This window comes from Bacteroides gallinaceum (assembly GCF_030373775.1).
Classification (GTDB): domain Bacteria; phylum Bacteroidota; class Bacteroidia; order Bacteroidales; family Bacteroidaceae; genus Phocaeicola; species Phocaeicola excrementipullorum.
On sequence record NZ_JAUDEN010000002.1, the window covers coordinates 155,142 to 168,404 of the forward strand.

The 13,263-nt window shown below is 49.3% G+C and carries 10 protein-coding genes; 2 read left to right on the forward strand and 8 right to left on the reverse strand.

Annotation, left to right across the window (positions count from 1 at the left end):
- The first annotated feature begins 4 nt into the window (after positions 1–4).
- Together QUW60_RS01885 and QUW60_RS01890 are read left to right on the forward strand one after the other, a co-directional pair.
- Complete coding sequence (locus QUW60_RS01885) at positions 5–2,185, forward strand: tetratricopeptide repeat protein (protein WP_289558244.1); 2,181 nt, start codon at positions 5–7, stop codon at positions 2,183–2,185.
- Between the two features lie 346 nt (positions 2,186–2,531).
- The gene (locus QUW60_RS01890) at positions 2,532–3,161 is read left to right on the forward strand and encodes a cytidylate kinase-like family protein (RefSeq protein ID WP_258338374.1); all 630 of its coding nucleotides are present in this window, start codon (positions 2,532–2,534) and stop codon (positions 3,159–3,161) included.
- A 123-nt stretch (positions 3,162–3,284) separates the two neighbouring features.
- Here QUW60_RS01890 and QUW60_RS01895 read toward each other — a convergent pair whose 3' ends face one another.
- From QUW60_RS01895 to QUW60_RS01930, 8 genes are all read right to left on the reverse strand, one after another.
- Positions 3,285–4,463, reverse strand: coding sequence for a DUF418 domain-containing protein (locus tag QUW60_RS01895; protein ID WP_289558245.1), 1,179 nt, complete (start codon positions 4,461–4,463; stop codon positions 3,285–3,287).
- A gap of 126 nt (positions 4,464–4,589) precedes the next feature.
- Entirely contained in the window at positions 4,590–4,970 is a 381-nt protein-coding gene (gene secG / locus QUW60_RS01900; RefSeq protein WP_258339410.1) for a preprotein translocase subunit SecG, read from the reverse strand.
- Positions 4,971–4,974: 4 nt separating this feature from the next.
- Positions 4,975–5,736, reverse strand: a complete 762-nt coding sequence (locus tag QUW60_RS01905) for a DUF8458 domain-containing protein (protein WP_289558313.1) — start codon at positions 5,734–5,736, stop codon at positions 4,975–4,977.
- Between the two features lie 11 nt (positions 5,737–5,747).
- Positions 5,748–6,284: an LPS assembly lipoprotein LptE gene (lptE, locus tag QUW60_RS01910; protein WP_258339409.1), complete on the reverse strand. Its 537-nt coding sequence runs from the start codon at positions 6,282–6,284 to the stop codon at positions 5,748–5,750.
- Positions 6,271–7,587: a sigma-54 interaction domain-containing protein gene (locus tag QUW60_RS01915; protein ID WP_289558246.1), complete on the reverse strand. Its 1,317-nt coding sequence runs from the start codon at positions 7,585–7,587 to the stop codon at positions 6,271–6,273. Before QUW60_RS01915 ends, lptE begins: the two co-directional genes overlap by 14 nt.
- Before the next feature lie 76 nt (positions 7,588–7,663).
- Complete coding sequence (locus QUW60_RS01920; protein WP_289558247.1) at positions 7,664–10,306, reverse strand: DUF5686 and carboxypeptidase-like regulatory domain-containing protein; 2,643 nt, start codon at positions 10,304–10,306, stop codon at positions 7,664–7,666.
- A 540-nt stretch (positions 10,307–10,846) separates the two neighbouring features.
- Complete coding sequence (locus QUW60_RS01925) at positions 10,847–11,719, reverse strand: aldose 1-epimerase family protein (protein WP_289558248.1); 873 nt, start codon at positions 11,717–11,719, stop codon at positions 10,847–10,849.
- Between the two features lie 164 nt (positions 11,720–11,883).
- A complete protein-coding gene (locus tag QUW60_RS01930; RefSeq protein WP_258338493.1) occupies positions 11,884–13,191 on the reverse strand; it encodes an inositol-3-phosphate synthase in 1,308 nt (435 codons plus the stop codon).
- Between the last annotated feature and the right edge of the window lie 72 nt (positions 13,192–13,263).

The window sequence follows — 13,263 nt, forward strand, 5'->3', positions numbered from 1 at the left end:
ACTCATGTATAAGGACATCATTCAGCTTCTCGACCAAAAACGACTGAAAGAAGCTTTCGCGCAACTTGGTTCACTGGCTTCCGAAACAAACAACTGGACTCTGACATCCGAAGTGGAAACGCTGCAGAACACCTACGGATATATGCTGCAATATGCCGCTCAGGGAACAGAAGACCCGCAGCAGGGAAAGATGTATGCGCATTTGTACCGCAAAGGATATGAACTGGCAGACCGGGCGGAATTCATCAGACAGCAATCCGCCTCAAAAGGATTCTTCGCAACAAAATGCCGGACTTTCAAACAGACGGCAGTCCATTCGTTCCAGGAAATCGGAATGACACTGGAAACCAATGCGGAAGATTTGAGCGTCACTCCGCTGATGCTCGCTGAAAACGCAGACAAAAACAGCGAACTGAAAAAGCTTTACAAGCAAAAGGAAAAGGCTACAGACGAACTCTTCGACAAGATATGGACATCTGCCCACTGGACTGACGAAGAAGCGAAAGAGGCTTCTGCCTTGCTGGATTCCCAGCTTATACCGGCCAACTCGCTGGCTGTCATGGTGAGTGCCGCGACGTTAAGCCTGCTGCAACTGTTTGACCCTCAGAAGTTACAGTTTCTTTTGCTTGCCTACCGGAGGCGTACGGAAGCCGTCGTTTCACAACGCGCGCTTGCCGGCATACTGCTCACGGCATATTATCAGGAAAAGCGGCTTTCTCTCTATCCGGAACTGACAGCCGCGCTGACGATGCTGGGTGACAACGCGCAGACCGTACAGCAGCTTCACGACATACAGATTTTGTTTCTGCTGTCCAGAGAAACGGAAAAAATCGGAAAAAGGATGCGCGAACAGATCATTCCAAAGATGATGCGAAACCCCAGGCTGAGAAAAACCGACTTTAAAATCATCGACATAGAAGATCTGGAAGACAAAAATCCGGAATGGGAAAAAGAAATGCAGCAGATAAGCGACGAGATACAGCAGCTGGGCGAGCTCCAGATGGAAGGGGCCGACACGTATATGAGCACTTTCTCGCAACTGAAAAGCTATGCTTTTTTCGGACAGGCGGCACACTGGTTCTACCCGTTCGACAAGCAAACGGCCGACATTGCCGACCTGTTTGCCGACAACGACATAAGCGACAAGTCGCTCTTGAAGATGCTGCTCGAATCACCCATTTTCTGCAATTCAGACAAATATTCGTTCTGCCTCACACTCTTCTCGCTGCCCAAGCTGCAAATCGATGCGCTGAGGTCGCAGATCGGATCGCAAAGCGAAGTCATGGAAGAAAACCTGGACAAGCTGGCCGGAGAAACAAGCAGCCGGGACAAAGCCAACATCATCAGCCGGCAATACATCCACGACCTCTACAGGTTCTTCAAGCTGTGGATGTACAGAAGCGAACAGCACGACATCTTTGCCGACGAACTGGCTTTCTGGAAATCTCCTTTCCTCAACCGCCTCATCCTGCAAAACGAACGGAGAAAGCAGATAGCGGACTATCTTTTTGCCAAAGACTATTTTCCAGAAGCCTCGGAACTGTATGAAGAACTGGTGCAGTCTAATCCCGAAGAAGCGGGAAGCTGGCAGAAGCTGGGATTCTCCTATCAAAAAATGGAAAGATATGAGGACGCTATCAACGCCTATCTGCAAGCAGACATTGTGAAGCCCGACCATATATGGACTCTCAAGCACCTGGCCCAATGCTACAAGCGGACCCATAACTTTGAAAAGGCGCTGGAATATTTCTACCGCGTGGAAAGCATCCAGCCTGACAACCTGAACCTGCTGCTCCAAATCGGGCAATGCCTGGCAACCTTGCGCAACTACGACAAGGCGCTGCAATATTTCTTCAAGGTGGAATACCTTGACCGCACGCCGGCCAACGCACAGCGCGCCATAGGCTGGTGCTACTTCATGACCGGGAAACACGCAGAAGCGCTGCGGTTCTTCGAGAAACTGATACAGGCTTCCGACGCGCAGATTTCCGACTGGCTGAATACGGGCCACGTCTATCTGGCCATGCACCAGATACCCAAGGCGCTGGAATGTTACCGACACGCGGAAAAGCAGTCCAAGACCCACGACGAATTTATGAAAATCTACCTCGCAGACAAAGATGCGCTGCTTGAACAGGGAGTGACAGAAGAAAGCGTCTACCTGATTCCGGACTTGCTGCTGTAACGCCAAGAGCCACAGGAAAACAGGACAAACACACGCCGCGTTTCCAAAGAATGCGGGCCGCAAACTCAATCGCATAAAAAAGAATCTTCATCTTTAACCTAAAGATGTGTATCTCCAGCTTGGAGATATGTATCTTTAGGCTGAAGATTTGCATCTCCAGTCTGAAGATAAAGAATCCGCCGCCACACTCCCGCATTTCTTCCGCCGCACACCCCGGCCTGACTGAGGCTCTGCCGGCAGAGCGAACAGGACAAAAGCGGGCGTTCAGCCTCAAAAAAATACGATCGCAATAGCCTTCCGTTGCAAAAAAATTATATTTTTGCACTATAACTAATACTGATACGCTATGAACGAGCACTATGTTATCAATTTGGGCCGCCAACTGGGAAGCGGCGGAAAAGAAATAGGTGAAAAGCTGGCGAAAAAGCTGGGCATTTCTTTCTATGACAAGGAGCTGATAAACCTGGCTTCAAAAGAAAGCGGACTTTGCAAGGAATTTTTTGAAAAGGCCGACGAAAAAGCTTCGCAAACGATTCTGGGAGGACTGTTCGGCACCCGTTTTCCTTTTATCACCGAAGGTGCCTATCCATATAACTCATACCTGAGCAACGATTCGCTCTTCAAGATCCAGAGCGACGTGATACGCAAGCTGGCGGAAGAGAAATCGTGCCTGTTTGTAGGACGGTGCGCCGACTACATCCTGCGCGACCATCCGCGCTGCGCGAACGTGTTCGTGTCTGCCGCACCCGAAGCACGCATCGAACGCCTGATGAAACTGCATGACATTACGGCAGACGAAGCCGAAGAACTGATGGAAAAGGCCGACAAGAAACGTTCATCCTATTACAACTATTACAGCTACAATACATGGGGAGCCGCAGCGACCTATCATCTCTGCATTGACTCTTCCGTGCTGGGCATCGACGGAACCGTTGACTTCATCAAACAGTTCGTAACAATGAAACTGAAACTTTAAGGCCGATCGGAGCATACCGCAACAGGAAAAAGCCGCAGCCGTGATGAAACCGTCCTGCAAGAAAAAGGACGCATATCATCGCGGCTGCGGCTTTGATTTTATGCGGGATACGCAGACCGAAGACTATCTGCCGCTCCCAAGCCAGGTAAGCTTGTGCCAAACGGTTTCCAACGGCCCGCGCTTGAAATGACGGAACCACCAGTGAGCGAATATCACCTGCAGAATCAAGAAGCAGATACCGATCAGCAGGCTGTAAGTCGTGCCGCACACTTTATGCAGTTCAAGTCCGTATCCATAGTACAAAAAACTGCCGATTACGGACTGGGTGATATAGTCGGTCAGACTCATTTGTCCGTAAGGAGCAAGGATGCGCTGGATTCTGCCCTCATTGACCCAATAGAGCAACAGAAAAGCCGCCACCATCGAAAACATGAAAAACAGATTGTACCATGAGTTCAAGATGGTTTTCAGGCTCTCCAGCACCAGCTTCTGGTCAACGCAGGCAAATACAAGCTCTTTGAAGTAATACAACACCACAGCCAGAGGAAGCGAAACGCAGAGCATCCGGATCCAGAAACGGGCCGAACGCTTCTGCTCGTCGTCCGTTGCAAACCTGAAATACCCCAGACGGCCCAGCAGCATGCCCAGAATGAACAAAGAGCAAGTCTGGAATACACGTCCGTAACACCATGCCCAGTTCAGGCTCGCCAATTGTCCGGCAACGAAATTCGCCTTGATCATCTCCCAAAACGAGTCCCCGCCCAACTGAGGATAAACGTCACCCAAAGAATAAATCATCTGTTCGGGAGCATAAGACGGATCAGACAGCCCCATAAAAACTTTTATCCAGTCCAAAGGCTGGAGCATGAGAATTATGGCCAGCACAAGCAGGCTTCTGTTTGTCCAATGGCGGACAGGCACGAGGATGAAGCCCAATATTGCATACAGCACCAATATCTCTCCGGGGAAAAACAGCGAATTGATGAAGCCGAAGCCCAGCAGCAGAAGCAGCCTCCACATGTAGCGGTTCTTGAAATCTTCGCCCCTCTTTGCCGCACTGTGGCTCTGCAAATAAAAAGTGAAGCCAAACAGCAAAGCAAAGATGGCATACGCCTTTCCGGAGAACGAAAAGAACAGAAAATTCCACAGAGAAGTGTCGAGCGATTTCATGAAAGGCGACGGAGCCTCCGGAAAAGAATAATAGTTGAAATGCTCGATATTATGCAAAAGTATTATCCCCATTACGGCAAATCCGCGCAAAGCGTCGACTGCCAGGATGCGTTTTTTTGACTGCGTTTCCATAGTTGACCGAGTAAATATAAAAACAACGGACCTTGAATGCATCTTTCCAGAGAAATACAAGGTCCGTTGTCTGTTTATCTTATGATTTCAAGCATATCTGAAACCAACTGCTGTTTTGATCAATAGTTATTTCTTCGCGGCAGAATCATTTGCGGCAGGTGCCGGAGTTGTCGCAGCAGCTCCGTCATTGCTCTGAGGAGCAGCAAAGCCTGCAGGAGCGTTCAAAGGATTAGTGGTCTGTTCTTTCACCGCGCGGTCCATGATTACAGAAGAATTTCCCGTTTGCGACGGAATCACATACGATGCCGCAACGCTCACTACAACCATGAAAACAGCCAGTCCCCACGTCAGCTTTTCAATGAAATCAGTAGTCTTGCGCACACCCATAATCTGGTTTGAAGAGGCAAATGCCGACGAAAGGCCGCCACCCTTAGAATTCTGCACCAATACGACAAAGCACATCAGTACAGCCGCAAGCGCCAATAATACAACTAATAATAAATACATTTTCCTATTTTGATTTAGCGTTAATAATCAATTTTTCCAGAAATCTCATTTGGTCTGCAAAGTAAGTATTTTTTTTTCGATATTTCAAATTTAATTTTTTAATAATTTCCAAAGCTTTGTCATACCGTTGCTGTTTAACATATATTTTAGCCAAGGTTTCGGTGAAATAGCTTTCATCCTCCTCTGTGTCATCCTCTTTTGCGCAAGCATCTCCCGCAAGGGAGTCCTCAGCGGCACATTCTTCCGGCTTCCCGGCAGGCAAATCCGGCAAAAGTTCCTCAGAACCGGCATTTTCTATAAAACGGTCTATAAGCTCATGTCCCTGCAAAGGCAATGCGGATCCGCCGTCTTCCTCTCCTTCTTCCAGCAAGACAGACGTATAGTCTACGCTCGACTCAACGGGCAAAGGAAGCAGGCCGTCATCGCCCGCCTGCTCCGCATCCGACAAGAAACGGTTGATCAGATCAAGCGTCCGGTCACCTTCCGCTTCCGATACGCCGGCCGCCTCAGGCAAATGCTTCTTCAGCTCGAAACGCTCTCCCTCAATGAAATAGAACAGTACGCTCAGGTCGGCAACAAACAAAGCTCCCTTTTGCAGCTCTTCCTTAAAGCCGGGATCGCCCAACAAGAACAGATTCTTCAGATAAAGAAGCCTTGCTGTCTGAAAATAAGGAAAAGCATCCAGCAGTTCCTTCAACTGCCTGAGGCTTTCTCCGTCCAACGACTCGGGATGCCTGATCCATTTCTGTATAAGCTGCTGCCACATCATAGTCCGCATCACCAGTTAGCTACGGTTGCATTGAAAATCTGCTCAACGATTTCATCAATCATCTGCGTCACAAGCTCTTCCTGTACGGAAGAGAGCTGCTGGCTGGAGTTGTATTCCCGGCTCGCCGAGAACTGCTGGTCGGTAATATCCTCCGCATGGTTGGAGTTGTTCACGAAACGCACGTTGACAGTCATGCGGAGTTCGGCCATCGTAGAATAGCCATCAGACCCTACGCCTTTATTATAAGCGTCGTAATTCGTAATTTCTCCCGAGAGCTGCAGGTCACCGTTCTGTCGCACCTGCCGCAGTCTTGTCTGCTGCATGTACTTGTCCTGCAAGGCCGTATTGAACATTGACTCCATCGGACCCCACACGAAAGCAGCTGAACGGTTGGGAAAATTATCGAACGAAATGGTCTTTACCTTGTCATAGTTGATGGACGAACCGTTGAATTTATAAGAGATGGTGCACGCCGTCAGCACACAGAGCACGGCAGCCGAAAAGCAGACCACTGTTTTTTTCTTTATTCTGTTAATCAAGCCCATATTCTTTTATCTTTCTATAAAGTGTACGTTCTGATATCTTGAGATCGTTTGCCGCGTTTTTCCTTTTCCCGTGATGCCTTTCAAGAGCCTTGCGGATCATTTCCTTTTCCACCTCGTCAAGCGAAAGATTCTCTTCCACATACTCTTCCGTATCCTGCACTTCAGGCATCATGACCGGAGTCACCTTTACAGCCGGATGAGCCAGCTTCACTTGAGGCGCATCCGCCGGAGTAATGGTGCTGACCGGAGTCACAGAAGGCGCATTCACCACAATCGACGGATCCTGAATGACATTCACTGGCGGATTCTGCAAATAATGCACCGCACTCTGCACCTCCGGAGAAGCTGCGGAAGCCCCTCCGTTACGTTCGGCAAGTATTCCGTGAACCAGCTTCTTCAGTTCCGTCACGTCACGCCGCATATCAAAGAGCACTTGATAAAGGATTTCGCGCTCGCTTTCAAACTTCTTCTCACCCGGCTTCATCCCCAACAATGCAGGCAGCTGCGATTCCGGCTGTGCCGGAAGATAATTCTTCAGAATCTCCGCACTGATGTCACGGTTCGTTTCGATGATAGAAATCTGTTCGGTGATATTCTTCAGCTGGCGGATATTGCCCGGCCACGAATACGACACGAGCACACGCTTGGCATCCTCTGTAAGCTGAATGGCCGGCATACGGTATTTCTCGGCAAAGTCTGAAGCAAATTTGCGGAACAGGAGAACAATGTCATCGGGACGCTCGCGCAAGGGCGGCACTTTAATGGGCACCGTATTCAAACGGTAGTACAGGTCTTCACGGAAACGGCCTTCGGCGATGGCATCGGCAAAACTCACGTTCGTGGCCGCCACGATGCGCACATCGGTTTTCTGCACTTTCGAAGAACCTACCTTTATATATTCGCCGGTTTCAAGCACTCGGAGCAAGCGCGCCTGGGTAGACAACGGAAGCTCTCCCACCTCATCCAGAAAGATTGTACCTCCGTTAGCCTCGGCAAAATAACCGTTCCGGTCGCTGATTGCGCCTGTAAACGCTCCCTTCTCATGGCCGAAAAGTTCCGAATCAATGGTACCTTCAGGAATCGCTCCGCAGTTGACGGCAATGTAAGGCCCGTGCTTCCTGCGGCTGAATTGGTGGATGATTTGCGGAAAACTTTCCTTACCAACACCGCTCTCTCCCGTCACCAATACGGAAAGGTCGGTAGGAGCCACCTGCATGGCTATATCTATCGCGCGGTTCAGTCCCTCGGTATTGCCGATGATGCCGAACCGCAACTTCACGCTCTGTATTTCTGTCTTCACCATAAGTTTCCTCGGATTATATGACAAAATTACAAAAACTTTATATAAACAAGTAATTTTGTCAGAAAAAAGAATATTCTCAGAACACCGTCCGGATCATGAAGCGGATGCCCCACTTGCTTGCCGTAGGCAGTTCATTATAGTTCAGACGGCGGACATACTCCACGTGGAGCAGCTTGAAGATGTTGTGGATTCCTGCGCTGACCTCCACATACGGCTTCTTGGGATCCATCACATAGCTCGACGTATGGAAGTTGCCGGCCGCATCGTAATGGCCGGGGAACATCATCAAGGTCGGGTCGTTCGCATTCTGCGGAAGAAACGGATTGTTCTTGTCCGTAAGCTTGCCCCACAGACACTTCACGCTGATAAATTCGCGCCACTTCAGTTTCTTCAGCAGCGGAATGCGGTTGAAAATCTTTCCCTGCATGTTCCACGACACGTCGAGCGAAGCGTAACGGTCGTTCAGGAACTCCATGTTGTTGATCAGGCTGAATGTTTCGTCCTGGATGATGTACGAAAGATTGGCGGCAGGCATGATCAGCAGCGGGAAAGGAACCTTGTTCCACTGGATTCCTCCCTTGAGAGAAGTATCGATGTTTCCCCACGAACTCAGCCACCAGCGTTTGTAGAAGGTGACTTCACTCATATTATAGGTATAGTCGCTTCCCAACACGCCTTTCAGTCCCAGCGTATGCTGGAGCGTGAACACCGGAGCGTCGAGATTGATCGGCAGACGGCGCTGTTTTGTGTTGATGAACGTTTCACCGGGAGCATAGCGGAGAGCAACCGAAGCCTCAGCCACCGAGAAGTCGTGCGTGTTATAAGGCGAACGCACCCATTCGGTACCGCTCAATGCGCCTGAGGCTATGTCCTGCTGCAGCCGGCTCTCGCCTTCCATCGTGCGATAGAACAGCTTTCCGCAAGGTTCCAGATTGGTATGGCGGAGCAGGATGGTGGTCTTCAGTCCGGATTCCCGTTCAAGCTCATACTTGACGCTTGCCGTCCGCTCGTAATTGTACTGGTCGACATCGGTCACCTTCAGCGAAGTGAACACGTTGTCCTTGTCCGTACCCATGAACTTGTCGGTGGGCAGCATGTTGTCGTATGAATACGACAGGGTCAGCGAGTTGATCGGATATTCGCGCGGCAGATACTCTTTCTTGTCAAAGGCATACTCCACCTCTCCCTTGTATTTCGACTTTCTGTCTTTGAATCCGTAGGCATAATATCCTCTGAAGAACCAGTGCGGATTCAGATTGGCGGTGGTCTGCAGAGAGCCTCTCAAGCGCAGCCCGTCGATGTAGTTGCTCGAAATCATCGTGTTGATGGGCCCGATGTCCACTTTGCTGGGACGTCCCTTGACACCGGTTTCCACAAAGTTTTCGATAAAGGCCCTGAGCACGAACATGATGTACTTGAACCCTCTGATCTGGGAAAGATTCTCCACAAAATTGCTCATGTTGTCTTCCGACTTGGTCAGCTGCTCCGGCCGGTAATCCTTCCAGAAGCTCTCGTCCCTCATCATGGCATTGACATCCTTTATCTCATCGCCCTTCTTCTTGAATATCCGGTCGGGAATCTCTTCAAAGCCGAAGTCAGAATACCGCGTGGTCCTGCGCACCTGGAACGAACCCAGAATCTTCCGCAAGTATGACAGCTCGCACAGCATGTCGTCTTCCTTCAGCACCCACTCGCCCGAAGGCAGCGCGCCGAACTTCTGGTCGATGATCATGTTGTCCACAAAGTTGATGTCAGACTTCTTGGGCAGCTTGAGCCGGCACTTATGCACGCGGAAGGTTGAATCCGCAAGGATATACAGCTCGCCCGTAAACCCGAAGTCCTGCGAGTTGTTCGGCACGAACGTCAGCCGGAAGCACTTTTCCTTGTCAACTTCCAGCGTGTCCATGATATAGTACTTGTAGAAATTGATACCCGCATTCGAAATCGGGCTGTCGAAAGGATACTGCAGGAAGCGGAACCGGTCCTGATAGATGTTTATGTCCTGAAACACATCCTTCAGAATCGTCGTAAGGATATCACCCGTATTGAAAAGCTCGTTGATTCCCGACGAGTTCATCCCTTTGATGATTGTCTTTTCGCTGTGCGGCTCCTTGCGGTACACCTTTTCCGACACCGTTTCATCCATCGACAAAGGGAGGATGTTTTTTCCGGTCACATCACAAACCTCAACCTGCTCGCGGAAAAACGGGTACTTCTTGAAGAAGTTCGACTCTTTCAGCGAGTCTGCCGTAATGTCGTTCATCGAGAAGGTAATCTTCTGGTACTTCGTATAATGATAATAGTCGTTCGCTCCCAGATCATACAGTTTCTTTGCCTTGATCACCTTCTTCATCATCTCCACCGCCGGGTTGTTCTTCCGCGAATACTTTTCCTTTTTCGGCTTGACAATCACTTCATCGAGCACAAGGTCGGCTTTCATCTTCACGTTCAGTTTCCTCGTTGAAGAAGTCACCTTCAGCTTCTGCGACGAATAGCCCACCATCGAGAATGTCAGAACTTTCCATTCCGGACGAAGAGCTATCGAATATTTTCCGTCCGTATCTGTAACGGTACCTACGTTCTTTCCTTCATAATATACGTTCAGGTAAGGCAACGGCTCGCCCGAATCAGCATCAGTCACGACCCCCGTGATTGTCTGAGCCGACAACCTTACAATCGCCACACACAAAGTCACGAACAATGCAAATCTTTTTACCATATTAAAAAACAAGACCTTATCTGTCATTTTACAAATAGCGTGTAAAATTACATAGCAAAAAGGTCTTTCACAAATTTACATGTCCTAAAACAGATATTCTTACCTTTTTTTATGAATAATAGGATAAAAAACCGTACAACGGGCTGCACGGAAAACCCAACCGGAAAACTTCTTTCCCGCTGCAAGGCAGACCGAAAGGCAAAGGAAATCCACACACAAGAGCCGGGACAACGCAGCAGACAGCGCATCAGGGCTGACGCATTAAAAAGAATATTGATTATTAAGTACTTATTATTCAGCATATACTGATTTTATAGGTAAAAAACAGCCTTTTTATCTGGCTTTAGTATATCTCTAAATATCAGATACTCTGAATATCAATGACTTTAGTAATGCGTCAGCCCTGTGACAGCGCATCATCCCGATCTCTTCACTAGAGTGAGGAGATCGTATCACTGGAGTGAAGACATCGTATCGTTGCAGTGAGGAGATCGTATCACTCCAGTGAAGAGATAAAGACAACAGGATATATTCCGGTTTTTACCTCACTTCAATCAGATACTCCGCGCGGAATACGCCGTGAGCCTGGAGATGCTGCATCCAGTCTTTATCCTTAAACTCACTGACATAACACATGCGGTCGCAACGGCCGTACCAGGGTTCGATGCAGACAAAGGGCGCGTTTTTTCCGGGAGGCGACCACAGCCCCACCACGGGGGCATCGAAGCGCAAAGTGATGTAAGGGCGCTTTTCAAGGTCGTAAAGCGTAACCTCCTTTACCTGATCGTCTTCAATGATCAGTGCGTCATGATCAAACGTATGAGTGTCAATCGGAAGAAGTCCCTCTCCGCCAAGCTCCAGATGATTCCTCTTCTCGATGTCCACGCATCCTTTTTCGACTATAAGCAGGTATTCGAGCCTGCGCTTGCCGCCGAATCCGAAGAATCCTCTCCGGCTTTCTGCCGGATTGAAAGCGGGATAATAAAACGCCGGATGGGCTCCTATCTGGAAATGGATTTCTTCGTCAGACGGATTGGTGACCTGCCACATCACTCTCACCGCATTGCCTTCGAGCCTGTATCCTATTTCAAGGACAAACGGGAAAGGATACTTTGCCAGCGTTTCCCCATTACTGGCAAGACGAAACCTGACTTCATCCGCCGTTTCAAGCACCGGCTCGAAATCCATGTCGCGGGCAAACCCGTGCTGGGAAAGTCCGAAAGGCTTGTCATTGACATAATAAGTATTGTTCCACACGCTGCCCACAATGGGGAACAGCACAGGCGAATGCCGTTTCCAGAAAGCTGGATCGGCCTGCCACAAATATTCTTTTCCGCCTCGCATGATGCTGCAAAGTTCAGCGCCGTGCGGAGAAACCCGGATTGTGAGATGAGAATTGGATAAGGTCTTCATAACGATAAGTTTTTAATTTGTGTCTTCAGAAGACAAAGATACGATTTATCCGAAAAAAACTTCCCGCCTCCAGCAATAATAATTGAATGCCGCCAAAACAAGGCTCCCCCCGCCGGGAAATGAAACCCGGCGGGGAGAGCCTATATCTTGCGGTCCGCAACCGATCAGTCTATTTCTTCATCAGCCTCATAACCGCCCATCTCACGCAGCGCGTTCTTCAGCATCACATACTGCTGGAAGAGATGATTCACAGGCACTTCGTTCTGTGTATAGTCATGCATCGGACTCTTCAGGAAGAAGCTCAGGAAACGCTGGATACCGTAGCGTCCGGCACGTGCAGCCAAGTCGCTCAGCAGCACCAGGTCAAGACACAGCGGAGCGGCAAGGATGGAGTCGCGGCACAGGAAATTGATTTTTATCTGCATCGGATAGCCCATCCAGCCGAAAATATCAATGTTGTCCCACCCCTCCTTGTTGTCGTTGCGGGGAGGATAATAGTTGATTCTTACCTTATGATAATAGTCGGTATACAGATCGGGCTGGTTTTCCGGAACAAGAATCGACTCCAGCGTCGAAAGCTTGCTCACCTCCTTTGTATGGAAGTTTGCCGGTTCGTCGAGCACCAGTCCGTCGCGGTTGCCGAGGATGTTGGTAGAGAACCATCCGGAAAGTCCCAGGCAACGTGTGCCGATAATCGGAGCAAAACCAGACTTCACCAACGTCTGTCCCGTCTTGAAGTCTTTTCCTGCAATAGGCATCTTGGTCTTTTCGGCCATTTCCCACATCGCAGGAATGTCTACGGTGGTGTTCGGAGCACCCATGATGAAAGGCGCGCCTTCCGACAAGGCCGCATACGCATAGCACATGGAAGGAGCGATATGCTCGCGGTCGTCTGCCTTCATCGCCTTTTCCAAGGCTTCCAATGTTCCGTGCACTTCTTCGCATACCGGCACATAGATTTCAGTCGACGCAGCCCACAGCACCACGATACGGCTGCACCCGTTTTCAGCCTTGAAACGGCGGATATCTTCACGCAGCTGTTCCACCATGTCCCAGCGCGTAGCACAGTCTTTCACATTGTTTCCGTCCAGACGCTTCGCATAGTTATGGTCGAAAGCGGCCTTCATGGGAACAATCTTTTCCAGCTCATCCTTGACCGGATTAATATCTTTCTCCTTCAGTACCTCGCAATTGATTGCAGACTCATAAGCGTTGGCAGGATATACATCCCACGCTCCGAATACGATGTCGCTCAATTCAGCCATCGGAACAATCTCATTGTAATGAAGATACTTCTTTTCAGCACCACGCCCCACACGAATCTTGTCGTACTGAGTCATGGATCCTACAGGTTTGGCAAGCCCTTTACGGACCATCAGCACACCGGTCATAAACGTGGTAGCCACAGCTCCAAGCCCCACACACAAAACTCCCAGTTTGCCTTCAGCCGGTTTTACATTCATTTTTTCCATTCCTTTTTTATTTTTAAATAAAACACTTCTGTTACCTATGTTTTCCCAAATTTCTGACAAAAATTCAGGCAG

Bases quoted from the DNA above. Each gene is read 5' to 3' on its own strand.
- QUW60_RS01885 (WP_289558244.1), top strand. From the start codon at position 5: ATGTATAAGGACATCATTCAGCTTCTCGACCAAAAACGACTGAAAGAA.
- lptE (WP_258339409.1), bottom strand. From the start codon at position 6,284: ATGGGCTTGATTAACAGAATAAAGAAAAAAACAGTGGTCTGCTTTTCG.
- QUW60_RS01895 (WP_289558245.1), bottom strand. From the start codon at position 4,463: ATGGAAACGCAGTCAAAAAAACGCATCCTGGCAGTCGACGCTTTGCGC.
- secG (WP_258339410.1), bottom strand. From the start codon at position 4,970: ATGTATTTATTATTAGTTGTATTATTGGCGCTTGCGGCTGTACTGATG.
- QUW60_RS01915 (WP_289558246.1), bottom strand. From the start codon at position 7,587: ATGGTGAAGACAGAAATACAGAGCGTGAAGTTGCGGTTCGGCATCATC.
- QUW60_RS01925 (WP_289558248.1), bottom strand. From the start codon at position 11,719: ATGAAGACCTTATCCAATTCTCATCTCACAATCCGGGTTTCTCCGCAC.
- QUW60_RS01920 (WP_289558247.1), bottom strand. From the start codon at position 10,306: ATGGTAAAAAGATTTGCATTGTTCGTGACTTTGTGTGTGGCGATTGTA.
- QUW60_RS01905 (WP_289558313.1), bottom strand. From the start codon at position 5,736: ATGTGGCAGCAGCTTATACAGAAATGGATCAGGCATCCCGAGTCGTTG.
- QUW60_RS01890 (WP_258338374.1), top strand. From the start codon at position 2,532: ATGAACGAGCACTATGTTATCAATTTGGGCCGCCAACTGGGAAGCGGC.
- QUW60_RS01930 (WP_258338493.1), bottom strand. From the start codon at position 13,191: ATGGAAAAAATGAATGTAAAACCGGCTGAAGGCAAACTGGGAGTTTTG.